The sequence below is a fragment of the Leifsonia sp. EB34 genome, assembly GCF_041260585.1.
Classification (GTDB): Bacteria; Actinomycetota; Actinomycetes; order Actinomycetales; family Microbacteriaceae; genus Leifsonia.
In genome coordinates this window covers 1592762-1615597 of record NZ_JBGCCV010000001.1, presented here as the reverse complement: position 1 = coordinate 1615597, position 22836 = coordinate 1592762, and the positions used below count along the sequence as shown (strand labels likewise).

Here is a 22836-nt window from a genome sequence, read left to right as displayed (position 1 = left end):
GTTCAGCTCACCACCAGACGGGGTTGGTTGCGGACGGTGTCGGACAGCCGCAGCAGCAGCGCCACGATGATCCAGTTGGCCACCAGGGACGAGCCTCCCGCCGCGAGGAACGGCGTCGTCAGGCCGGTCAGCGGGATGACGCGCGTCACGCCGCCGATGACGATGAAGCACTGCAGCCCGACGGTGAACGACAGCCCGACGGCGAGCAGCTTGCCGAAGTCGTCCTGGCCGGCGAAGCCGATCCGCAAGCCCCGCGCCACGAAGACCAGGTACAGCGCGAAGATCGCGAACAGGCCGGCCAGGCCGAGCTCCTCGCCGATGCTGGCGATGATGTAGTCGCTCTGCGAAACCGGGGTGACCCACGGCTGGCCCTGGCCGAGCCCGGTCCCGATCAGGCCGCCGTGGGCGAGGCCGAAGAGGCCCTGGACGAGCTGGAAGCTGCCGCCCTGCGCGTCGTAGACCTTCTGGGAGAACGGGTCGAGCCAGTTCGCGAACCGGTCGTGCACGTAGGGGAGGAGCTGGCTGGCGACGATCGCACCGCCGCCGATCAGCAGGACGCCCAGGATGACCCAGCTGATCCGGGCGGTGGCGACGTACACCATCACGAGGAACAGCCCGAAGATCAGGAGGCCGGTGCCCAGGTCGCGCTGGAACACGATGACGGCCATCGACATCAGCCAGACGATCAGCAGCGGGCCGAGGTCGCGGCCGCGCGGGAAGCGGATGCCGAGGAACTTCCGGCCCACCATCGAGAGCGAGTCCCTGGCCTGCACCAGGTAGCCGGCGAAGAAGACCGCGAGGCAGAGCTTGGCGAGCTCGCCGGGCTGGAAGCTGAACGGGCCGATGCCGATCCACACCCGGGCGCCGTAGATCTCCCTGCCGATGCCGGGCAGCATCGGCAGGAGCAGCAGCACGAGCGCGGCCAGGCCGAAGATGTAGGTGTAGCGCTGCAGGACGCGGTGGTTGCGGATCACGACGATGACCGCGATCGCGCACGCGATGGCGATGGCGGCCCAGGCGATCTGCTTGACGCCCGCGCTCTCCCAGCCGGAGTCCTTGAAGTGGATGTCGATGCGGTAGATCTCCGCGATCCCGAGCCCGGTGAGCACCGTGGCGATCGGGAGCAGGAACGGGTCGGCCTGCGGGGCGACGATCCGCAGCGCGATGTGCATCCCGATCACGAGGGCGGCCAGGCCGGCCCCGAGGTAGACGAGCGTGAGGTCGAGGTGGCCCAGCGCGCCGAGCTGCACCAGGACGACCGCCACCGCGTTGATGCCGCACGCGATGAGCAGCAGGAACAGTTCGAGGTTGCGCTGTTTGGCGGGCAGGCGCAGTCGTCTCACCGGGCCGGTGGCCGGCCTGGCCTGCTTCCGCTCGCTCACGCTAGTGTCTTGCGGCATCGGTCAGTTGGTCCACGATCGCTCGGGCGGCCGCCAGGTCGTCCGCGTTGATGGTCTGCTGCACGAGTTGTTTGTCGTACTGCGGGAGGCGCTTCACGGTCACGTTGGACTCCTCGTACACGTGCGAGAGCACGATCGGCCCGAGATTCTGCTGAACGCCCTGGTAGATCGCGACCTTGCCGGCGGGCGACGAGCCGACGAAGAAGCGGGACTGGGTCCACTGGTAACCGAGCAGCACGGCGAGCACGATCGCGACGACGAGCGCCGCCAGCCCGATCATCCAGGTGAGCCGGCGGCGGCGCGCACGGCGCTCGTCCTCCTCGATCAGCTCGTCCAGGTAGTCGTCGGACTGCGGCTCGAAGTGCGTCGGGCCGGTGGCCGGCCGCACCGGGTGGAGGCGGAGGGTCGGGAGGCGCGTGGCACGGGTCGCCGGCTTGGGCTCGCCGAACTGGAGCGGAACGGATGCAGAGCCGACGGTGATCGGCTCCTTCACGACATCGCCGCGGGCCACGTCCGCGATGTCGAGGACCACGACGGTGACGTTGTCGGGCGCGCCGGCGTCAAGGCTCTGCTTGACGAGCTTGTCCGCGACCTGCTTGGGCGCGTCGCGCGCGGACAGGGCGGCGATCAGGTCGTCGTGCTTCACGACGCCGCTGAGCCCGTCCGAGCAGATCAGCCAGCGGTCGCCCGGCTTGGTGGCGAGGATGAGGGTGTCGATCTCGGGGGAGGCGTCGACGTCGCCGAGCACCCGCATCAGCACGGAGCGGCGCGGGTGGACCATCGCCTCCTCCTCCGTGATGCGGCCGCTGTCGACCAGGCGCTGCACGAAGGTGTGATCGACGGAGACCTGGCTGAGCTCGCCGTCGCGGAAGAGGTAGATGCGGGAGTCGCCGATGTGGGCGATGGCCATCTGGTCGCCGACCCGCATCAGCGCGCTGACGGTTGTGCCCATCCCGGTGAGCTCGGGATGCTCGAAAACCGTCTCGGCGAGCAGTGAGTTGGCGGCGATCAGCGCGGACTGGAGGGCGAACTCGGCTTCGGACGCCGTCTGGTACTCGCCGTCGGCCTCCCGGATGCGGTTGACGGCGATCGCGCTGGCGACGTCGCCGCCGGCGTGGCCGCCCATGCCGTCGGCCACCACGAACAACTCACGACCCGCGTAGCCGGAGTCCTGGTTGTTCGCGCGGATCTTCCCGACGTGGGAGACGGCCGCTGCCCGATTGCCTGCCACGGGTTACCGTCGCAGCTCGAATGTGGTCGTCCCGATCTTGATCGGGGTGTCGAGCGGAACCTGGGTCGGGACGGTGACGCGGCGGCCGTCGAGGAAGGTGCCGTTGGTCGAGTCCAGATCCTGGATCATCCACTCGTCGTTCCACAGGAGCAGGCGGGCGTGGTGGGTGGAGGTGTAGTCGTCGCGGATGACGAGGCCGGACTCGCTGGACCGGCCGATGGTGATGGGGTCGCGGCCGAGCGCGAGCTCGGTGCCGGCGCGCGGGCCGGAGGTGAGGACCAGGCGGTGGGCCGTCTGGACGCTCGCGTTCGTGCCGCCGACGGCGGTGTTCGCGCCGGCCGGGAGGGTGGAGACGGGGGCGTGCTTCATCACCGGCTCGGTCGGGCCGGCGGGGGCGGGGGCGGCGGACGCCAGGGGAGCCGCGACCGGAGCGGCCGCAGGCGCCGGGAACGGCGAGGCGGGCGCCTGCGACTCCGGCAGCTTGCGCACACGTTGGCCGAACAGGTCGGTGCGGAGGGCGTAGACGATGCCGAACACGAACAGCCACAGCAGCAGCAGGAAGCCGAACCTCAGTACGAGGAGGGTCAGCTCGCTCGGGTTCACGAGGCGCTCCAGAAGTTGTCGCCCTGCGGGGAGCCGGAGGAGGGCGCCGCCTGCGGGAGCACCCGGAAGACGATGCGGGTGCGGCCGATGGTGACGACGGAGTCGGGTTCGAGGATCGCCTTCTTCACCGGCTGCCCGTTCAGCGTCGACCCGTTGGTGGAGCCGAGGTCCTCCACCTGGGCGCGGCGGCCGTCCCAGGTGATCATGACGTGCCGCCGGGAGATTCCGGTGTCCTCGACCGTGATGTCCGCATCCTGACCGCGGCCGACGACCGTGCGGGCGCTGGTGAGCGGGTAGTGCCGCCCGTCGATGTCGAGCACCGGCGTCCAGGCGACGTCGCCCTTCACGTTCTCGGAGTCGATCTGCAGCATCCCCACGGTGATGTCCGGGTCCTCCCGGAGGTCGATGGAGAGGCCGCCGGCGAACGCGTAATGCTGGCTGGCGGCGTGCTTCTGGGCGAATGACACGAGCTCATCGGTGAGCGCGGCGCCCATCGAGCTCATGCGCGCGAAGTCGGCTGCGGACATCCTCAGGACGAAGCGGTTCGGCGCGAGCACGCGGTCCCGGGCGACGACGGCCGCCTTGGTGTCCATCTCCTTGCGGATGGCAGCGGTGAGCTCGACGGGCTGCAGCCCGGAACGGAAGGTCTTCGCGAACGCGCCGTTGACGGCGCGCTCGAGCCCCCGCTCGAAGTTGTCCAGAATGCCCACTAGTCTCCCGCTCCCGGCTTGGCCAGCTACATGCATGTTAGTCGGAACGCCCTGGAAGACACCCCCGCACGGCTTGCTCACAGGTGAAGCCCTCTCCGGGAAGGGGCCGTGGATTCGTGGTCGGAGACGCTGTCGTGTTAGTCTTCCTGGGTTCGCGCGAGTGGCGGAATTGGCAGACGCGCTGGCTTCAGGTGCCAGTGCTCGAAAGGGCGTGGGGGTTCAAGTCCCCCCTCGCGCACGAATGAACGAACGCGAAGGGCCGGAACGACTGGTGAAGTCGATCCGGCCCTTTGTGTTTCGCTGTCGAATCGCCTGGACGAGGTTCGGACAGGCTGAGACGCCTAGTAGAAAGTGTCTCTGTGTGCCGCTGACTTAGGCGGTGCGTGTCAGCAGAGTGGCTGGATGTCGCCGGCAGCATCGTGGCCCCATGACGTCGCGGCACGGATGCTGGTCACCCAGTCGTGGTCACTGTCTTCTCCGCCGCTGGTATTGAAGACGAGGACGCCACCTGTGGCGTTGAGGGTCCACTCGCGGTACCCGCCGTAGCGCGGGTCCCACGTGTCGTTCGTCTTCTGGATGCCCGGGTACGCAGCTTTGAGATCGGTCACCGTGGACCCGAAGGTGATTCCGGTGTCGGTCCGGGCTTCGCCATCGATCTTCTCCGGCTGTGCTTCCTTGCTGTCCACGGCTGCGTACACGTAGCGGACACGGTTGCCGATCTGGCCGACGGTGAGCTCCCACTCCTGCTTCCCGGAGGTGCGCCCGTTGCCGCTGGACCAGTGGTACAGGTCGATGCAGCCGCTCGGCTCCTTGGTGAACAGGGCATCGTTGAGCACGACGGTCGCGTCCTTGCCGAGCTCGATCGGACCGTACCCGGCGGTCGTGAACCGCCAACCGCTGTCGTACGGTGCGTTCGTCGTGGGCGCAGGAGTCGGCTGGACGACCGGCCCGACACTCGGTGTGGGGGCCGGGGTCGCGGCGGGGGCCGGCGTGCTCGTGGCCGCGTGCGTCGTGGGTCGTGGGGCGGGCGCGGCCCGGTCGTCACCGCCGACGGTGCAGCCGCTGAGCGCGATCGTGGCGCCGGCGACCAGCAGTGCGGCGATGAGCTTCTCCATCTTTCCCCCGGTCGAAGTGCGTGCGCTCAAGCTGCAGCGGCCCGATGCGGTGACTATTCACGGTAGCGAACCGAGCGGCCCAGCCGTCCGCTCGGTGGCACCCCAGATCGGGGTGTGTCCCGCGTGCTGCTTACCGGCCCCGACATGCGCCGGTTCGGGTGACCGGTCGAGTCGCAACACCCGCGCCATCACTGGGATCGCGCGGTCTCGTGGAACTTTCGGACCCTGAGCCTGGAATACCGCGCGGTATGGTCCCAAACAGCCCAGTCACCGCGTGGGTCTCCAGATTGTGAAAACCGCCCACGAACGAAGAAAGGCCGGTCTGGGGAAACGTCGGGGCCGGCCTTTCGTGCTTCTCGCGTCGCCGAACCTCGAGCTAGCGACGCAGGGTCGTCGATGGGCGCTCGCCGAAGGCGCGGGAATACTCGGCCGCGAATCGGCCGAGGTGTACGAAGCCCCACCGCATGGCGACGTCCGTCACCCTGACCGTTCCGGGCTCTGCCGCCGAGAGTTCACGCTGCACCTCCTCGAGTCGTAGTCGGCGCAGATATGTCGTGGGGGTCGTGTCCAGTGACCGGCGGAATTCTTCCTGCAGGCTGCGGACGCTCACCGATACCTCCGCGGCAAGCTCGGCAACAGTCCACGGATGTGCTGGATCGCTGCGCAGCAGTTCCACCGCCTTCACGAGGGGTCGCGTGCCCGCAGCGGGTGCGGGGGCGGCCAGTGCGGCCGTGTAGTTGTGTGGCTGCGCGAACAGCAGAGCCTGGATCAGGCTCCGCTCCAGCTGTTGCACGGCGAGCGGGTGGGTGAGTGGGCCCGCCGCCTGCGACGCGGCGCTGTCGATGATGTGGGCGGTGTGGAGGATCGACTTTCCTCCGGGGCTGTCGATGTTCAGTTCGGCCTCGAATTCCAGCGGGCGGCGGGCGCGGGCACCGAGCAGGTGCTCTAGTTCGAGCTGCAGCTGGCCTTTCGGGATCATCAATGCGATCTGCGAGAAGTTCCCACCGAAGTGGAGTTCGAGGGGTCTGCCGGGCGTGAAGACAGCGGCTGTGCGTGGTGTGCCGAATACGGGAGCCTGAAAAGCCGCCCGCATTGTTGCACGGCCGGCCGTGGGGATATTCACAATGAAGTTCGCCGCTTCCACGGTATCGATGCGCACAGCGTCCTGGAATCGAACGAAGGCGCACGTGGTCGTCCCCCCCGTCAGTGCGTTCAGGGTCATGTCGATGGTGCTCGTCGACCTGACGGACGGGAAGTCCAACGGCAGGAAGACATCTGAGAGGACACGACGGACCTCATCGACATCAGGTTGGCACGGGATGCGGCGGCCGCCGAACATCTCGTTTGCTTCCGTGTGCACAGGGAACGAAGGCTCGCCCATGTGTTGACTCCTGCCTGCGGCCGCTGGGCCGAATCGCGTGCATGTGCATGTGCATGTGCCTGTGCTGAGCGCGGTTCGGGCTTCTGGCTGGAACAGGAGGCACCCGAAATCGGTGCCTGGGTTAGACCTTACGTTGGTCCCCGCAGCCCTGCCTGTCATGTCGCGATGACACGCCCACCATGCGCGGTCGGCGACGGCTCCATACCGATCGTCCGGAGATGGCCCTCGTTCCGGTGGATGTGTCCTCCTCCGGGCGCCTCGTGCTCCGCTAGCCTGACCTTCGGCCGCTCAGTGGCGAGCGGTGTCTCTCATGGAGGTGACAGTTGACCACAGCCGATGTCCGTGAAGCGGGCGACAAGGGTCTCAAGGGCGGCGCTCTCGGTCTGGTGTCGAGCGTGGTGGTGGGCGTCGCGTCCACAGCGCCGGCTTACAGCCTGGCTGCGAGCCTCGGGTTCATCGTCGTAGGCGGAACGCTGGCGGCGGGGGTGAAGGCGCCCGGGATCGTGTTGCTGGCGTTCATCCCGATGTACCTGATCGCCGTCGCCTACCAGGAGCTCAACAAGGCGGAGCCGGACTGCGGCACGACCTTCACCTGGGCGACGCGGGCGTTCGGCCCGGTGACGGGGTGGATGGGCGGCTGGGGCATCATCGTCGCCGACGTGATCGTGATGGCGAACCTGGCGCAGATCGCCGGCCAATACTCGTTCACGTTCGTGGGCGGCTTCGGGCTGCCGGCGGTCGGCGCGCTCGCCAACAACACGGTCGCCGTGACCATCGCGGGTCTGGTGTGGATCGCTCTGATGACGTGGATCTGCTACCGCGGCATCGAGGTCTCCGCGCGGGTGCAGTACGTGCTGCTCGCGTTCGAGGTCGTCATCCTGATCTTCTTCGCCGCGTTCGCGCTGGTGAGGGTCTACACCGGAACCGCCGAGCCGTACTCGCTGATCCCGCAGTGGTCGTGGTTCAACCCGTTCACCCTCGACTTCGGGCAGACGATCGCCCCGGCGCTCCTGACCGCGATCTTCATCTACTGGGGCTGGGACACCGCCGTCTCGGTGAACGAGGAGACCAAGGACCCGGGTAAGACCCCCGGCCGTGCGGCGATCATCTCGACCCTGCTGCTGCTCGCCACGTACGCCGTGGTCACGGTCGCCACTGTCGCGTTCGCGGGTGTCGGCACGAAGGGCATCGGGCTGGCGAACCCGGCCAACTCGTCCGACGTGTTCTCGGCGATCGGGCCGACGCTGTTCGGCGGGGGAGCGGTCGGGGCCATCCTGATGACGCTCCTCGGCTTCTCGATCCTGACCTCCGCGTCCGCGTCCACGCAGACGACGATCCTGCCGACCGCCCGGACGGCCCTGTCCATGGCGGTCTACAAGGCCATCCCGGAGAAGTTCGCCCGGATCCACCCGCGGTTCCTGACCCCGACCTGGTCGACCATCGGCATGGGGCTCATCTCCGCCGTGTTCTACCTCGTGTTCACGGCCATCAGTGTGAGCCTGCTGAACGCACTGATCGGGTCGATCGGCCTGATGATCGCGTTCTACTACGGCCTGACCGGGTTCGCCTGCGTGTGGTTCTACCGGAAGACGCTGTTCAGCAGCGCGCGCCACGCGATCATGCGCGGCCTGTTCCCGCTCGCGGGCGGCCTGATGCTGCTGGCGGTGTTCATCTACGGGGTGATCAGCTTCTCGGCGCCCGACTGGCTCACCGACGCCAACGGTAAGAACGTGACCATCTTCGGGATCGGCGCGGAGGCCGTGGTCGGCGTCGGCGGCATCCTGATCGGCGCCGTCCTCCTGATCATCTGGCGGATCGTGCGTCCCGACTTCTTCCAGGGCCGCACGCTGCCGCGACGCTCCGACGACCTCGTGCTGTCGCCCGCCGGCGTGGAGCCCACCTTCGGCCTCCCCGACTCCGGCACGCTCCCGACGTTGATCGCGCCGGACCTGTCCAACCTGCCGCCCGGGCGCACGGCCCTCAACGCGGAGACCCTCGAGCCGGTCGACGAGCCGGCGGACCTGCCGCCGGCGGACCCGAGCCTCCCCCGAAACGTCTGACACCGAACCGGAGTGATCCCCAGCATGCGCATTCTTCTCATCGGAGCCGGCGGCGTCGGCAACGCCATCGCCAAGATCCTGGCGCGCCGCTCGTTCTACGAGAGTGTGGTCGTCAGCGACTACGACCAGGGCCGCGCCCAGGCCGCCGTCGACTGGATCGCAGAACGGCACGGGGCGGAGGTGGCCGCACGGTTCACGGCGACCCGGATCGACGCGTCCGACAGCGGGTCGGTCGCGGAGGTCGCCAAGGCCGCAGGCGCGACGCACGTGATGAACGCGGTCGAGCCGAAGTTCGTGGAGTCGATCTTCGCGGGAGCTCGGGACGCGGGCGCCGACTACCTGGACATGGCCATGAGCCTGTCGCACCCGCACCCGACCGACCCCTACGCGCAGACGGGCGTGAAGCTCGGCGACGCCCAGTTCGCGGAGGCGGACGAGTGGCAGGCCGCCGGGCGCCTCGCGCTGGTGGGCATCGGCGTGGAGCCGGGCCTCTCCGACGTCTTCGCCCGCTACGCAGCGGACGAGCTGTTCAGCGAGATCGACGAGCTCGGCACGCGCGACGGGGCGAACCTCGTCGTCCGCGATGACGAGGGCAACGAGATCTTCGCGCCCTCCTTCTCGATCTGGACGACCATCGAGGAGTGCCTGAACCCTCCCGTCGTCTGGGAGAAGGAGCGCGGCTGGTACACGACGCCGCCGTTCAGCGAGCCAGAGGTGTTCGACTTCCCAGAGGGCATCGGGCCGGTCGAGTGCGTCAACGTCGAGCACGAGGAGGTGCTGCTGATGCCGCGCTGGGTCGACGCGAAGCGCGTCACCTTCAAGTACGGCCTCGGCGAGGAGTTCATCGGCGTCTTGAAGACCCTCCACCTGCTCGGTCTCGACTCGACCGCGCCCCTGCGCGTCCGCAGTGCCGCCGGTCCCGTGGAGGTCGCCCCGCGGGACGTCGTGGCAGCCTCCCTCCCGGACCCGGCCACCATCGGACCCCGCATGACCGGCAAGACCTGTGCCGGCCTGTGGGTCACCGGAACCGGCAAGGACGGCGCGCACCGCGAGGTCTACCTCTACCATGTCGCCGACAACGAGTGGACGATGCGCGAGTACCAGTCCCAGTGCGTGGTGTGGCAGACCGCACTGAACCCGGCGATCGCGCTCGAGCTCCTCGCGACGGGCGCGTGGCAGGGCTCCGGCGTCCTCGGCCCGGAGGCCTTCCCGGCTCAGCCCTTCCTCGAGCTCATGGCCAGGCCGGAGGCCGAGGGCGGCTACGGCCAGGCGTGGGGGCTGCGGGAGCACTGAAGCGCGCCGGCTCCGGCATAGTAGGACCATGACGCGCGACGCCCCTGCCCACCCCAGGGTCGTCCTCGTCACCGGACCGCCCGGCGCAGGGAAGACGACCGGCTCCCGGATCCTCGCCCGCCACTACGGGTGGGCGTACCTGGACGCCGACACGATGTACCAGCCGATGCTGTCCGCCCTCATCCACGCGGCAGGGTTCCCGGCGCACGACCGCTCGCCGGAGACGCTGATCCGCGCGGGCCGCAACCCCGGCAACGACGCGCTGGAGGATGTCATCATCGACAACGTCAGCGCCGGCGTCAGCGTCATCGCGACGAACACGTTCCGGTCGCGACTCAGCACGCCGGGGTGGCTGGAGTCGTTCCGGGAGCGGGTGGCTGCCCACGGCGGCCGGGTGGTCGTGATCTGGGTGATCGCGGCCGAGCCGATCATCCGGGAACGCATCCTCGCGCGCCAATCCTGGCGAGACGCGTGGAAGCTCGCCAACTGGGACCGCTGGGCGAAGGCTGCACTGCGGCCGGCACCTCCCGGGGTTGACGCAGTGATCACCAACGACGGGGATCTGTCGGCGTTCGAGGAGGCGCTCATCGACGTGTGCGACACCCTGCTCGAGGTGGGTTCCCGGCGACAGCGCACCGTCCGCTGACAGCCCTCGAAGCGTCGTTCAGCGTGTGAGGCGCACCCGCACGAGCCGGTACCCGACCCCCACGACCAGCACCACGACACCCGCGGCGATCGACACCACGGGCAGGGTCACCACCAGCACGAGGCACCCCACCGCTCCCGCGACGGCCAGCGCGCGCGGATACCGGCGGTTGGCCCGGTCCTGCGTCCACGCCGACAGGTTCGCGACGAAGTAATACAGGAGCACGCCGAACGACGAGAAGCCGATCGCCCCGCGGAGGTCGGTGACCGCGATGAGCACGCACACCACCAGTCCGAGCGCGAGCTCCGCGCGGTACGGGACGTGGAACCGCGGGTGCACGGCGGCGAACCAGCCCGGGAGGTCGCGGTTGCGGGCCATCGCGAGGCTCGTCCGTCCGATCCCGGCGATCATGGCCAGCAGAGCGCCGAGCGCCGCGGCGGCCGCGCCGATCCGGATCACCAGGCCGGGCAGCGCCGCTCCGGTGGTTTCGGCGACCGCGCTCAGCGGGGCCGGCGCCGCCGCGAGTCCCGCAGGGCCGAGCGCGTGCAGCGCCGAGACGGCGACGAGCGCGTACACGACCAGCGCGATCGCGAGCGCGGTCGTGATGGCGCGCGGGATGGTGCGGGCCGGGTCGACGACCTCCTCGCCCATCGTCGCGATGCGGGCATAGCCTGCGAACGCGAAGAAGAGGAACCCGGCCGACTGGAGGACGCCGTAGAGCGTCGGTGTCGTGCCGGGTGCGGCGGCGCTCGCCGCAGTGTGCGTGAAGCCGATGACGACGGCCACGGTGAGTGCGAGCAGCGCCACCCCGACCAGGATGCGGGTGAGGAGCGCCGTCCGCGTGATCCCGAGCGTGTTGACCACCGTGAGCACGATCACCGCGAGGATGGCGACCGGCTTGACCCAGGCGGCGGGCGCCGCGTAGGTGGCGAAGGTGATCGCCATCGCGGCCGAGCTGGCGGTCTTGCCGACCACGAACGACCAGCCGGCGACGAAGCCGGGCCACTCGCCCAGCCGCTCGCGCCCGTAGACGTACGTGCCGCCGGAGGTCGGGTACTGCGCCGCGAGCTGGGCGGAGGAGGTCGCGTTGCAGAAGGCGATGAATCCGGCCACCACGAGACCCACCAGCAGCCCGGCGCCGGCCGCAGCGGCGGCGGGGGCGAACGACGCGAAGATCCCGGCGCCAATCATGGAGCCGAGGCCGATCATCACGGCGTCGCCGAGGTTCAAGCGCCGGGCGAGCGCGCCCGAGGGCGGGGAGGTGGGGGTGGTCACGGGTGGCAGCTTAGTCGTGGCGGGTGACGCGCAATTAGACAGGTTGAACTGCACAGTTGAGACTGAACAGCTAAACTGACGGTATGCCCGATCCCTCCGCCTCGTCCGTCCGCGCCGCGCTCGACCTCCGGGTCGCGTTCGCGCGGCTCCGCCGCCGGCTGCGCGAGGTGGCGAGCGAGCCCGCGGGCCTCAGCGCGCAGCAGTCGTCGGCGCTGGCGCGCATCGGCAAGGGCGAGGCCAGCACGGCCTCCCGTCTGGCCGAGCTGGAGGGCGTGCGCCCGCAGTCGATGGCCACCACGATCGCGTCGCTCGAGGAGCTCGGCCTCGTCGTCCGCACGCCCGACCCCACCGACGGCCGCCGGCAGCTCGTCTCGCTGACCGACGCCGGCCGGGAGGCCGAGAGCGGCAACCTCGACGCTCGACGCGAGTGGCTGGCCCACGCGATGGAGGAGCGGCTGACCGAGGAGGAGCGCCAGACGGTGCTCGCGGCGACGGCTCTGATCGAGAAGCTGGTGCGCCCGTGATCGACCTCATCGCCGCCAAGCCCGGCCCCGCCGGCCGGTTCGACCGCCGGCTGCTCGCGCCGATGATGATCGGCGCCGTCCTCAACCCGGTCAACTCGTCGATCATCGCCGTCGCGCTCGTCCCCATCGCCACGGCGCTCGGCGCACCGGCCTCCGAGACGGCGTGGCTGGTGTCGTCCCTCTACCTCGCGACCTCCATCGGGCAGCCGCTCGTCGGGCGGCTGGTCGACATGTTCGGGCCGCGGCGCCTCTCCATCGCCGGCGCCCTCCTGACCGGGATCGCGGGTGTGATCGGCGTGTTCGCGCCGAACATCGCCGTGCTGGTGATCGCGCGGATCATCCTCGGCTTCGGCACCTGCGCGGGCTACCCGGCGGCCATGTACCTGATCCGCAGCGAGGGGACCCGGACCGGGATGCGGAGCCCGGCCGGCGTGCTCACCGCCCTGTCGGTCACGACCCAGACCATCGCGGTCATCGGGCCGACGCTCGGCGGCCTCCTCATCCAGGTGGGCGGCTGGCGCGCGACGTTCGCGGTGAACATCCCGCTGGCGATCGCGTCGCTGGTGCTCAGCCTCCTCTTCCTGCCGAAGACGACCGCGCTCGACGCGAACCGTCCACCCCGCGGCCGTCTCGACTACCTCGGCGTCGCGCTGTTCGCCGGCACGCTGGTGAGCCTCCTGCTCTTCCTGATGGACATCCACCTCGCGCAGCTCTGGTTGCTGGCGCTCGCCGCCGCCTTCGGCACGGCCTTCGCGCTGTGGGAGCTGCGCCGCCCCGACCCGTTCATCGACGTGCGCGTGTTCGCGGGCAACGTCCCTCTGCTGGTCACGTACGCGCGCGCCGTGCTCGCGGCGACGGTCTCGTACTGCTACCTCTACGGGTTCACACAGTGGCTGGAGGGCGGCCGCGGCCTGTCGCCGGCTGCCGCGGGGCTCATCCTGCTGCCGACCTTCGGGGTCGGGATCCTGGTCGCGTCGGTGTTCGGGCGCAGGCCGGAGATCCGCTGGAAGCTCCTCGCCGGCGCTGCGGGCCAGATCGTGCTGGCGGTGCTGCTGCTCCTGGTCGGGGCGGAGGCCGCGCTCTGGTTCCTGGTGCTGATCGCGATCGTCACCGGGGTCCCGCAGGGGCTGGTGAACCTCGCCATCCAGAACACGCTCTACCATCAGGCCGACCCGGCCCGGATGGGGGCGACGTCGGGGCTGCTGCGCACGTTCATGTACCTGGGCGCGATGCTCGCCTCGGCCGCGACCGGAGCCTTCTTCCACACCACGGCGGACACCGGGGGACTGCACGACCTGGCCTGGTTCATGCTCGGCGCGAGCGTGCTGTTCCTGGCGATCACGCTGCTGGACCGCTCCCTGCGCCGCGTCGACCGCCTCGCGACCGGCGCGGCGACGGAGTGACCGCGAGCGGTTCCACGCCCGCGCCGCCGGGCAGCACTGCGCCGTAGAATCCTCTCGTGTCCGAGGACGTCCCGGTGCTGAGCGAGGCGCTGTTCGACGTGTTCGCGAGCGGGAGCTGGATCTTCCTGCCCGCCGGTCCCGCGCGCGGCGTCGCGACCGAGCTGGAGGCCGAGATCCTCGACGAGCAGTTCTCCTGGTGCGAGAACCCGCACCTCGGCGAAGGCTCCGGGCTGCTCGTCCTCACCTCCGCTATGAACGGCTGGATGCTGCTGCACGGCGCCACCGAGACCGTCGGCTGGGCGGCTGCCCTCCTCAGCGAGCATCGCGACGTCTACCGGGCCACGATCGACGTGCGGCTGCCGGCGATGAGCTGGAGCTTCCTCGAGCGTGGCGCGGCGACCCGCTCGGTGTCGGTGGAGCTGGGCGACGACGGCGACCTGGTGACCCGCACCTCCGGCCACCCGCTCCCGTTCGAGTCGGACGGCGTGGACCTCCCCGGCACCGGCACCGGCTTCGACGCCTTCTTCTACCCGGTCGCCATCCTGGCCGAGCACGGTGTCACGCTGGGCGACCTGGAGGCCGCTCTCGACCGCCCCAGCGTCACGCTGCGGGTGCGGTGACCCGGTAGCGCAGCATCACGGTCCCGGACGGGAAGGCGTGCTCCTCCTGCAGATCGAGGGAGAGCATCAGGTCGGTCGGCAGCGCGGACGTGCCCCCGCCGACGGACACCGGGACGAGGTAGAGCACGACCTCGTCGACCAGTCCGGCGCGGAAGGCCTCCGCCGCCAGCGTGGGGCCGCCGATCGACACGTCACCGGGCGCGGCCTCCACCAGCGCGCGGACCGCGGACGGGTCGAAGACCGGCTCGATGGTCGTGCGCGGCGTCGTCACCCCGGTGAGCGAGGACGAGTACACGATCTTGTCGGCGCTGCGCCAGATGTCCGCGTACTCGCGGATCACGTCCGGCGCGCCGTCGCCGCCCATGTCCTGCCAGACCCGCATGGTCTCGAACATGCGGCGGCCGTAGAGGTAGGTGCCGATGCCGCGCTCGCGGGCGTTGACGGCGGCGTGCACCTCCTCGTCGGGTGCGGCCCAGTCGAACGAGCCGGAGGTGTCGACGGTGTAGCCGTCGACGGACGCGAGAGCCGAGAAGACGAGAGACATGCGGCGACTCTAGGCTTCCCAGGCGCTGAGGGGGAGGGCCGACTCAGTGCGGCAGGAGCACGGCCAGCGCCCGCAACTCGTTCCCGAAGACCAGCGGCACGACCAGGTCGAGCACGAGTCCGATCACGAGAACCAGTGACGCGGCGCCGGCCGCGAGGATGACCAGCGCGGAGAGCAGCCTGAGCGAGGCGTTGTCCGCCACGCCCGCGAGCATTCCCCGTGCTCGCACCAATCCCCCCTGGTAGTGGCGGTGCTCCCGCGTGATCATCGTCTCCCCCTCCTCGGCCGGCCCCTCGCCCGGCCGATGGGCGGCCCGCCCGCGGAGCGAGCCGGCCACGACATCAAGTCAAGCGGGGGAGCGCGGCCGGGGCATCGGCCGGAGGTCGGGAGGGGGTCATCCCGTGGGATGATCCGCGGTCACCGTGCACCCGTAGCCGGTGTCGGGCGCTCCAGGCACGTCGCCCGTCGCCGAGGCGAGGCGGCGGGCGAGCTGCTCGCGGCGCGCCTCCAGGACCGCGATCGCCGCGTCCACTTCGGCGAGGCCGTCGAGGTACGCGGCGACGGAGGCGGGGCACTCGTCGCTGCGGGCGTGCCCCGAACCGAGGCAGGCGATGAAGGGTGCGGCCTTGCCGGGCGGGATGCCGGTGGCGGCGAGCTCGCGGATCTCGCGGACCGCGCGGAGCTGGGCGTCGTCGTAGTCGCGGTAGCCGTTCGGCAGCCGCTCGGGCGCGACCAGTCCGAGGCGCTCGTAGTAGCGCACCGCCTTCACCGTCACGCCGGCTCGGCCGGCCAGCTCGCCGATCTGCATGTTCCACCTCGCGGAGCGGGGATGACGCGCTCCGCCGACAGCGTAAACCCTGACCCCCGGGTCATGGTCGAATCGCGTTACACTATTAGTTAGTGCCCTAACTAACCAATGGTCGGGCCCTCACCATTCAACCGTCGGGAGAGTCGAAAATGTCCGGTCGCTTCGCGCAGTGGTATGCGCGCTGGAACGCCAAGCTGATCCGTGTGGCCGGTCCCGCGCAGCTCGGCGCCGGGCACCCCGAAGGCCCCGACCTCCGTTCGCCGGCCGCGCCGTGCCCCATCTGCGGACGACCGATGACCGAGCACTCCGTGCTGCGGCCCGAGGGTCAGCGCGACGCCAGCCGGCTGGTCTGCCCGACCGCCGCCTGAAGGGCGCGTGACGCTCAGGACTCGCGCACGGCCGCCGCGATGATCGCGCGCAGGCTCTCCCGCAGGTTCACGATGTCCTCCATCGGCAGGCCGAGGCGTTCCACGATCCGCGGCGGGATCGTCTCCGCCTCGGTGCGCAGCTCCCGTCCGGCGGGCGTGAGGGTGACCTCCAGCGCACGCTCGTCGGCGACGCTCCTCCGGCGCTCGACGTAGCCGTTCGCCTCCAGCCGCTTGAGCAGCGGGGAGAGGGTGGCGGGCTCGAGCTGCAGCGCGTCGCTGAGCTCCTTCACCGACCGCGGCTCGCGCTCCCAGAGGGCGAGCATCACCAGGTACTGCGGGTGGGTCAGGTTCAGCGGCTCCAGCACGGGCCGGTACAGGGCGATCACGCTGCGGGCGGCGACGGCGAGGCCGAAACAGACCTGGTTCTCCAGGGCGAGGGGGTCTTCGGGCACGTCGGCCATTCTAGGCGTCAGCCCGGCCATCCCGCCTTACTCACTCGGCCCGGGAGAACTCCGAGGCCCGCGCGATCTGATCCGGGGTGAGCGCGACGCCCGTGTACCGCTCGAACTGCCGGGCCGCCTGCAGGGCGATGACCTCCGCGCCGGTGATCAGCCGCTTGCCGGCCGCCCGTCCCGCCGCGACGAGCGGCGTCTCGGACGGGAAGGCGACGACATCGAACACGACGGACGAGCGCTCGACGAACGCGTCGTCGAACGACTGGGCGGCCTCATCGGCTCCGCGCATCCCGAGCGGGGTGACGTTCACGATCACGTCGAAGTCCGGCTCGGGCTCGGCCGCGGTCCAGGTGTACCCGTACTTCTCGGCGAGGGCGGCGCCGGCGACCTCGTTGCGGGCGAGCACCGTCAGGTCGTCGAACCCTGCGCCGCGGAACGCCGCGACCACCGCCTTGGCCATGCCGCCCGACCCGCGCACGATGACGCGCGACGCGGGATCGACCGCGTGCTCGGAGAGCAGCTGGGCCACCGCCTCGTAGTCGGTGTTGGAGGCCGTGAGCAGCCCGTCCTCGTTGACGACGGTGTTGACCGACTCGATCGCCAGCGCCGACGGCTCCAGGTTGTCGACCAGCGGGATGATGGCCTCCTTGAACGGCATCGAGACGGAGCAGCCGCGGAAGCCGAGCGCCCGGATGCCGCGGACGGCGCCCTCCAGGTCGTCGGTGGTGAACGCCTTGTAGACGAAGTTCAGTCCGAGCTCGTCGTATAGGAAGTTGTGGAACCGGGTGCCGATGTTGCTCGGACGGCCGGATAGCGAGATGCAGACCTGCATGTCCTTGTTCAGGATGGGCATGAGTCCATTGTGGCAGGGCGGCTGAACACCTTCGCAGCCGCCCCTATCGAACCGTTACGTTCACAACTTGACTACATCTCAGCGATCATTCACTCTTATCGCATGACCGCCGCTTCGGGTCTTCCCCCGCGTGGCGCACGCAATCCCGGGTCGCAAGGTGCGCTGAGGCACTTGAACCAGGAGCGACTCGTCGAGTTCCTCCTGGCCAACGGACCATCCACCCAGGCTGAGCTGGCGCGCGGGACCGGACTCTCCACCGCCACCGTGTCCAACATCGTGCGCGACATGGCGATGAAGGGCGTCGTGGAGACCTCGCCGGTGACCTCCAGCGGACGCCGCGCGCTGCTCGTGCAGCTCACCGACACCGGAGACATCGCGGTCGGCGTGGACTTCGGCCGGCGGCACGCGCGCATCGTGCTCTCGACCCTCGGCTACGAAGTGATCGCGGAGGAGGAGATGGCGCTGCCGCTCGGCTACGACGTCGCCGGCGCGGTGCGGCAGGTCGCGGAACTGCTCGACCGGATGCTCCTCGCCGGCGGCCACGACCGGCAGTCGGTGCTCGCGATCGGGATCGGCATCCCCGGTCCCATCGACCGACGCACCGGAACGGTGCTGCAGGGCGCCATCCTCCCCGAGTGGGTGGGGGTGCGGCTGCGCGACCTCGAGGAGGCCTTCCGGTTCCCGGTGGTCGTGGACAACGACGCGAACCTCGGCGCGCTCGCCGAGGTGACGTGGGGCGCCAACCGCGGGGTCCGCAACCTGATCTTCGTCAAGATCGGCACCGGCATCGGCGCCGGGCTGATCCTCAACGGCCTGCCCTATTACGGGTTCCTCGGGATCACCGGCGAGCTCGGCCACACCCCGGTCGTCGAGCAGGGCGTGATCTGCCGCTGCGGCAACCGGGGCTGCCTGGAGACCGTCGCGTCCACGAGCGTGATGCTCGAGACGCTGGGGCACGGTGCCGACGCCCCGGTGAGCACAGCGGACATCCTGCGGAGGGGTCGCGAGCGCGATCCGGCCGTGCTCCGCGTGGTCAGCGACGCGGGCACGGCGATCGGCGGGGCCATCGGCAGCATCGCCAACGTCATCAACCCGGAGCTGGTGCTCATCGGCGGCCCCTTGGTGGGGCTGGGGGAGGCGCTCCTCGACCCGATCCGGCGCGGCATCCAGCACAACGCGATCCCGATCATCGCCGGGACCACGGTCGTGCGGATCTCGTCCCTCGGCGACCGCGCCGAATCGCTCGGCGCCGCGGCCCTGGTCATCCAGGGCGCTCTCGCCGGCGCGGAGTAGCCCCGGCATTCGCACGGACGCCGCGTTCGCGCTGGGCCGTTACCGATCCGTTGTCTTCACTATTTGACGTCAAGACTGAATTTAGCGTTTACTACTTAGGCGCAACCCACGCACCCGCACAGCGGAACCCAGCCCGAAAAGCACACCAAGGAGCGACGATGCCGTCGAACGCAGTCATCCTGCAGATGCGCGCCATCACGAAGGAGTTCCCGGGCGTCAAGGCGCTCGAGGATGTCTCCCTCACCGTCCACGCCAACGAGATCCACGCCATCTGCGGAGAGAACGGCGCGGGCAAGTCCACGCTGATGAAGGTCCTCTCCGGCGTCTACCCGTTCGGGACTTATACGGGAGACATCGTCTACCAGGGCGACGTCATGCGGTTCAAGGACATCCGGTCCTCCGAGCAGCGCGGCATCGTGATCATCCACCAGGAGCTCGCCCTCATCCCCGAGCTCTCGATCACCGAGAACATCTTCCTCGGCAACGAGCCGGGCCGCGGCGGCGTCATCGACTGGGGCCAGGCCAAGCGCCGCGCCGTCGAGCTGCTCGCCCGCGTCGGGCTCAGCGACGACCCGGACACGCAGATCAAGAACATCGGCGTCGGCAAGCAGCAGCTCGTCGAGATCGCCAAGGCGCTCAACAAGGACGTCAAGCTCCTCATCCTGGACGAGCCGACCGCCGCGCTGAACGAGGCGGAGTCCGCCCACCTGCTCGACCTGATCGTGGGTCTGAAGCACAAGGGCGTCAGCTCCATCATCATCAGCCACAAGCTCAACGAGATCGAGAAGGTCGCCGACCAGATCACGATCATCCGCGACGGCCGCGCGATCGAGACCCTCGACGTGAAGGGCGACGGTGTGGACGAGGACCGCATCATCCGCGGGATGGTCGGCCGTACCCTCGAGAGCCGCTTCCCCGAGCGCACGCCCAACATCGGCGACGTCCTCTTCGAGGTGCGCGACTGGGTCGTGCAGCACCCGCAGGTCGCCGACCGGCTCGTGGTCAAGAACTCCAGCTTCACCGTGCGCCGCGGCGAGATCGTCGGCTTCGCCGGCCTCATGGGCGCCGGGCGCACCGAGCTCGCGATGAGCGTCTTCGGCCGCTCCTACGGCACCTTCGTCTCCGGCGAGGCGTACAAGGACGGCAAGCCGATCCAGCTCCGCACGGTCTCCGAGGCCATCGACAACGGCCTCGCCTACGTGAGCGAGGACCGCAAGGTGCTCGGCCTCAACCTCCTCGACGACATCAAGCAGTCGATCGTCGCGGCCAAGCTGAAGAAGATCGCCAAGCGCGGGGTCGTGAACGACCAGCAGGAGTACGCGGTCGCCGAGGAGTACCGAAAGAACCTGCGGATCAAGACCCCCGACGTCGACCGCGGTGTGAGCACCCTCTCCGGCGGCAACCAGCAGAAGGTCGTGCTGGCCAAGTGGATGTTCACCGACCCGGACATCCTCATCCTCGACGAGCCCACCCGCGGCATCGACGTCGGCGCCAAGTTCGAGATCTACGGCATCATCCAGCAGCTCGCCGCGCAGGGGAAGGGCGTCATCGTCATCTCCTCCGAGCTGCCGGAGCTGCTCGGCATCTCCGACCGGATCTACACGATCTTCGAGGGGCAGATCACCAACGAGCTTCCCATCGCGGAGGCCACCCCCGAAACCCTCCTGAAAAGCATGACCTCGGCCAAGAAGAAGGCAACCCGATAATGACCACTCAGATCGAAGCGAAGAAGAAGTCCGGCGGGATCCGCGACCTCGGCAAGATGTTCGGCGGCGGCCAGTCCACCGGACGCCAGTTCGGCATCCTCGGCGCGCTCGTCGTCATCGTCCTGCTGTTCGAGCTGCTCACCGGCGGCAAGACCCTCGACCCGGTCAACCTGATCAACCTGGTCAACCAGAACGTCTACGTCCTGGTCCTGGCGATCGGCATGGTCATGGTTATCATCGCCGGCCACATCGACCTCTCGGTCGGCTCGGTCGCCGCGGTGGTCGGCATCATCGTCGCGCAGGCGATGACGCAGTGGCACCTGCCCTGGGGGCTCGCCATCGTGCTCGGCCTCCTCGTCGGCGCCGCGATCGGAGCCTGGCAGGGCTGGTGGGTCGCATACGTCGGCGTCCCCGCCTTCATCGTGACGCTCGCGGGCATGCTCATCTTCCGCGGCCTCAACCAGCTCATCGGAAACGCCAACACCATCCCGGTGCCGGACGGCTTCACCTTTATCGGCGGCGGCTTCCTCCCCGAGTGGGGCCCGGAGACCGGCTACAACAACTCGACCCTGCTGCTCGGCATCGTCATCGCCGTCGTCATCGCGGTGCTCGAGGTCCGCACCCGCCGCAACCAGACGAAGATGGGCTCCGAGAAGGCGCCGCTCTGGGTCAGCGTGTTCAAGGTCGTCGTCCTCGACGCCGTCGTGATCTACTTCACGTTCCTGTTCGCGGGAGGCCGCGTCGGCACGTCGTTCCCGGTCTCCGGCATCATCCTCGGCGTCCTGATCATCCTGTACTCGTTCATCACCCGGAACACGATCTTCGGCCGCCACATCTACGCGGTCGGCGGCAACTCGCACGCTGCTGAGCTGTCCGGCGTCAAGATCAAGCGCGTCAACTTCTACGTGATGATGAACATGTCCGTGCTGGCGGCGCTCGCCGGCATGATCGCCGTCGCCCGCTCGATCTCGTCCGGCCCGCAGGACGGCCTCGGCTGGGAGCTCGACGCGATCGCGGCCGTCTTCATCGGTGGCGCAGCGGTCTCCGGCGGCATCGGCACCGTGGCCGGCTCGATCGTCGGTGGTCTCGTCATCGCCGTCCTCAACAACGGCCTCCAGCTCCTCGGCGTGACCAGCGACTGGGTGCAGATCATCAAGGGCCTCGTCCTCCTGATCGCCGTCGGCATCGACGTCTACTCGCACCGCCGCGGCGGCCCGTCCCTGATCGGGCGCTTCCTGGGCGGCCGCGGTCGCCGGGAGTCCGCGGTGGACGCCGCCGGCGCCGAGCAGCCCGCCGTGCTGCCGACCTCGGACCCCGCCGAGGACTCGGCCCGGTCGCTGACCTCCTGAACCCGCACCTCCCTTCGAAGAACCTGCACCATCACAACCAGAGAAAGAGATAAGAATGCGCAAGATCGCACTCGCGACCGTGGCTGTCGCCGCTGCCGCAGCGCTGGCCCTGTCGGGCTGCTCGAGCCGTGACGGCTCCGGCAGCACGTCGACGGCCGCCGGCTTCGCCAAGGACGCCTCCATCGGCGTCGCCCTCCCGACCAAGACCTCGGAGAACTGGGTGCTCGCGGGCGGCCTGTTCACCGACGGCCTCAAGGCTGCCGGCTTCAAGGGCGACGTGCAGTACGCGGGCGGCTCCGGCGTCTCGGACCAGCAGTCGCAGATCCAGTCGATGATCACCAACGGCGCCAAGGTCGTCATCATCGGCGCCGTCGACGGTGGCCAGCTCGCTGCGCAGGCCAAGGCCGCGCACGACGCCGGCGCGACCGTCATCGCCTACGACCGCCTCATCCTCAACACCAAGGACGTCGACTACTACGTCGCGTACGACAACGAGAAGGTCGGCGAGCTCCAGGGCCAGGCCCTCCTCGACGGCATGAAGGCCAAGTACCCGGGCAAGACCAAGTTCAACATCGAGCTGTTCTCCGGCTCGCCCGACGACGCCAACTCGAAGGTCTTCTTCGACGGCGCCATGAAGATCCTGCAGCCGAAGATCTCCGACGGCACGCTGAAGGTCGTCTCCGGTGAGACCGACATCAAGCAGACCGCCACCCAGGGCTGGCTGCCGGCGAACGCGCAGACCCGCATGGACACCCTGCTCGCCAAGAGCTACGGCTCGACCGAGCTGGACGGCGTCCTGTCGCCGAACGACACCCTCGCGCGCGCCATCATCACCTCGGTGAAGGGTGCAGGCAAGCCGGTCCCGACCGTCACCGGTCAGGACTCGGAGGCCGAGTCGGTCAAGTCGATCATGGCGGGCGAGCAGTACTCGACCATCGACAAGGATACCCGCAACCTGGTCAAGCAGGCCATCCAGATGGTCAAGGACCTGCAGGCGGGCAAGAAGCCGGCGACGAACGACGACAAGTCGTACGACAACGGCGCGAAGGTCGTCCCGGCCTACCTGCTGAAGCCGCTCATCGTCACCAAGGCGAACGCGGCGCAGGCGTACGCCAACGACCCGACCCTGGAGCCGCTGACCAAGTAGTCGGCGCCGCCCTCGGGCAGTTCTGAACAGAGCAGAAGGCCGGTCCCTCTTC

The 22836-nt window shown here is 69.4% G+C and carries 23 protein-coding genes and 1 tRNA gene; 12 read left to right on the top strand and 12 right to left on the bottom strand.

Annotated features, from left to right (window positions below; translation table 11 throughout):
• Positions 1 to 2: 2 nt before the first annotated feature.
• From ABIA36_RS07775 to ABIA36_RS07760, 4 genes are read right to left on the bottom strand one after another with little or no spacing between them, the layout of a single operon-like run.
• On the bottom strand, positions 3 to 1400 hold the full coding sequence (locus tag ABIA36_RS07775; protein WP_369961718.1) for an FtsW/RodA/SpoVE family cell cycle protein: 1398 nt from the start codon (positions 1398 to 1400) through the stop codon (positions 3 to 5).
• Positions 1384 to 2631 (bottom strand): PP2C family serine/threonine-protein phosphatase, encoded by a 1248-nt coding sequence (locus ABIA36_RS07770; RefSeq protein ID WP_369961717.1) that lies wholly within the window; start codon positions 2629 to 2631, stop codon positions 1384 to 1386. Before ABIA36_RS07770 ends, ABIA36_RS07775 begins: the two co-directional genes overlap by 17 nt.
• Positions 2632 to 2634: 3 nt before the next feature.
• Entirely contained in the window at positions 2635 to 3234 is a 600-nt protein-coding gene (locus ABIA36_RS07765) for an FHA domain-containing protein (RefSeq protein WP_369961716.1), read from the bottom strand.
• A complete protein-coding gene (locus tag ABIA36_RS07760) occupies positions 3231 to 3944 on the bottom strand; it encodes an FhaA domain-containing protein (protein ID WP_369961715.1) in 714 nt (237 codons plus the stop codon). The genes ABIA36_RS07765 and ABIA36_RS07760 overlap by 4 nt, the downstream gene beginning before the upstream one ends.
• Before the next feature lie 154 nt (positions 3945 to 4098).
• On the opposite strand from ABIA36_RS07760, the gene ABIA36_RS07755 reads away from it, so the two are divergent.
• Positions 4099 to 4182: transfer RNA gene (locus ABIA36_RS07755), tRNA-Leu, on the top strand.
• Between the two features lie 148 nt (positions 4183 to 4330).
• On the opposite strand, the gene ABIA36_RS07750 is transcribed toward ABIA36_RS07755, so the two are convergent.
• On the bottom strand, positions 4331 to 5059 hold the full coding sequence (locus ABIA36_RS07750) for a hypothetical protein (RefSeq protein WP_369961714.1): 729 nt from the start codon (positions 5057 to 5059) through the stop codon (positions 4331 to 4333).
• 376 nt (positions 5060 to 5435) lie between these two features.
• Positions 5436 to 6440, bottom strand: a complete 1005-nt coding sequence (locus ABIA36_RS07745; RefSeq protein ID WP_369961713.1) for an AraC family transcriptional regulator — start codon at positions 6438 to 6440, stop codon at positions 5436 to 5438.
• A gap of 323 nt (positions 6441 to 6763) precedes the next feature.
• On the opposite strand from ABIA36_RS07745, the gene ABIA36_RS07740 reads away from it, so the two are divergent.
• Genes ABIA36_RS07740 through ABIA36_RS07730 form a run of 3 tightly spaced genes read left to right on the top strand, consistent with a single transcriptional unit; the run spans position 6764 to position 10439 of the window.
• On the top strand, positions 6764 to 8500 hold the full coding sequence (locus ABIA36_RS07740) for an APC family permease (RefSeq protein WP_369961712.1): 1737 nt from the start codon (positions 6764 to 6766) through the stop codon (positions 8498 to 8500).
• A gap of 24 nt (positions 8501 to 8524) precedes the next feature.
• The gene (locus tag ABIA36_RS07735) at positions 8525 to 9793 is read left to right on the top strand and encodes a saccharopine dehydrogenase C-terminal domain-containing protein (protein ID WP_369961711.1); all 1269 of its coding nucleotides are present in this window, start codon (positions 8525 to 8527) and stop codon (positions 9791 to 9793) included.
• A 28-nt stretch (positions 9794 to 9821) separates the two neighbouring features.
• Positions 9822 to 10439, top strand: a complete 618-nt coding sequence (locus ABIA36_RS07730; RefSeq protein ID WP_369961710.1) for an AAA family ATPase — start codon at positions 9822 to 9824, stop codon at positions 10437 to 10439.
• A gap of 18 nt (positions 10440 to 10457) precedes the next feature.
• Here the strand turns inward: ABIA36_RS07730 and ABIA36_RS07725 are convergent, their stop codons facing one another.
• Positions 10458 to 11648: an APC family permease gene (locus tag ABIA36_RS07725; protein WP_369962094.1), complete on the bottom strand. Its 1191-nt coding sequence runs from the start codon at positions 11646 to 11648 to the stop codon at positions 10458 to 10460.
• A 149-nt stretch (positions 11649 to 11797) separates the two neighbouring features.
• On the opposite strand from ABIA36_RS07725, the gene ABIA36_RS07720 reads away from it, so the two are divergent.
• From ABIA36_RS07720 to ABIA36_RS07710, 3 genes are read left to right on the top strand one after another with little or no spacing between them, the layout of a single operon-like run.
• Complete coding sequence (locus tag ABIA36_RS07720; RefSeq protein WP_369961709.1) at positions 11798 to 12238, top strand: MarR family winged helix-turn-helix transcriptional regulator; 441 nt, start codon at positions 11798 to 11800, stop codon at positions 12236 to 12238.
• Positions 12235 to 13641, top strand: coding sequence for an MFS transporter (locus tag ABIA36_RS07715; RefSeq protein WP_369961708.1), 1407 nt, complete (start codon positions 12235 to 12237; stop codon positions 13639 to 13641). The genes ABIA36_RS07720 and ABIA36_RS07715 overlap by 4 nt, the downstream gene beginning before the upstream one ends.
• A 56-nt stretch (positions 13642 to 13697) precedes the next feature.
• The gene (locus ABIA36_RS07710; protein WP_369961707.1) at positions 13698 to 14261 is read left to right on the top strand and encodes a hypothetical protein; all 564 of its coding nucleotides are present in this window, start codon (positions 13698 to 13700) and stop codon (positions 14259 to 14261) included.
• On the opposite strand, the gene ABIA36_RS07705 is transcribed toward ABIA36_RS07710, so the two are convergent.
• The 3 genes from ABIA36_RS07705 to ABIA36_RS07695 are packed head-to-tail and all read right to left on the bottom strand — an operon-like array spanning position 14242 to position 15613.
• Positions 14242 to 14805, bottom strand: coding sequence for a dihydrofolate reductase family protein (locus ABIA36_RS07705; RefSeq protein WP_369961706.1), 564 nt, complete (start codon positions 14803 to 14805; stop codon positions 14242 to 14244). The two genes, ABIA36_RS07710 and ABIA36_RS07705, sit on opposite strands and share 20 nt — an antisense overlap.
• 43 nt (positions 14806 to 14848) lie before the next feature.
• Complete coding sequence (locus ABIA36_RS07700) at positions 14849 to 15142, bottom strand: hypothetical protein (protein WP_369961705.1); 294 nt, start codon at positions 15140 to 15142, stop codon at positions 14849 to 14851.
• Between the two features lie 57 nt (positions 15143 to 15199).
• Positions 15200 to 15613 (bottom strand): MerR family transcriptional regulator, encoded by a 414-nt coding sequence (locus ABIA36_RS07695; RefSeq protein ID WP_369961703.1) that lies wholly within the window; start codon positions 15611 to 15613, stop codon positions 15200 to 15202.
• A 149-nt stretch (positions 15614 to 15762) separates the two neighbouring features.
• Here ABIA36_RS07695 and ABIA36_RS07690 point away from each other — a divergent pair, with 149 nt between their 5' ends.
• The gene (locus tag ABIA36_RS07690) at positions 15763 to 15981 is read left to right on the top strand and encodes a hypothetical protein (protein WP_369961701.1); all 219 of its coding nucleotides are present in this window, start codon (positions 15763 to 15765) and stop codon (positions 15979 to 15981) included.
• A gap of 14 nt (positions 15982 to 15995) precedes the next feature.
• Here the strand turns inward: ABIA36_RS07690 and ABIA36_RS07685 are convergent, their stop codons facing one another.
• Both ABIA36_RS07685 and ABIA36_RS07680 read right to left on the bottom strand, forming a co-directional pair.
• A complete protein-coding gene (locus ABIA36_RS07685) occupies positions 15996 to 16433 on the bottom strand; it encodes a MarR family winged helix-turn-helix transcriptional regulator (RefSeq protein ID WP_369961700.1) in 438 nt (145 codons plus the stop codon).
• Positions 16434 to 16473: 40 nt separating this feature from the next.
• A complete protein-coding gene (locus ABIA36_RS07680) occupies positions 16474 to 17289 on the bottom strand; it encodes a shikimate 5-dehydrogenase (RefSeq protein WP_369961698.1) in 816 nt (271 codons plus the stop codon).
• A gap of 102 nt (positions 17290 to 17391) precedes the next feature.
• On the opposite strand from ABIA36_RS07680, the gene ABIA36_RS07675 reads away from it, so the two are divergent.
• The 4 genes from ABIA36_RS07675 to ABIA36_RS07660 all read left to right on the top strand — a co-directional run bounded on the left by ABIA36_RS07675 (position 17392) and on the right by ABIA36_RS07660 (position 22784).
• The gene (locus ABIA36_RS07675; RefSeq protein WP_369961697.1) at positions 17392 to 18582 is read left to right on the top strand and encodes an ROK family protein; all 1191 of its coding nucleotides are present in this window, start codon (positions 17392 to 17394) and stop codon (positions 18580 to 18582) included.
• A gap of 158 nt (positions 18583 to 18740) precedes the next feature.
• A complete protein-coding gene (gene mmsA / locus ABIA36_RS07670; RefSeq protein WP_369961696.1) occupies positions 18741 to 20288 on the top strand; it encodes a multiple monosaccharide ABC transporter ATP-binding protein in 1548 nt (515 codons plus the stop codon).
• Positions 20288 to 21637: a multiple monosaccharide ABC transporter permease gene (gene mmsB / locus ABIA36_RS07665; RefSeq protein WP_369961694.1), complete on the top strand. Its 1350-nt coding sequence runs from the start codon at positions 20288 to 20290 to the stop codon at positions 21635 to 21637. Before mmsA ends, mmsB begins: the two co-directional genes overlap by 1 nt.
• 55 nt (positions 21638 to 21692) lie before the next feature.
• A complete protein-coding gene (locus tag ABIA36_RS07660) occupies positions 21693 to 22784 on the top strand; it encodes a substrate-binding domain-containing protein (protein WP_369961693.1) in 1092 nt (363 codons plus the stop codon).
• The last annotated feature ends 52 nt before the right edge of the window (positions 22785 to 22836 follow it).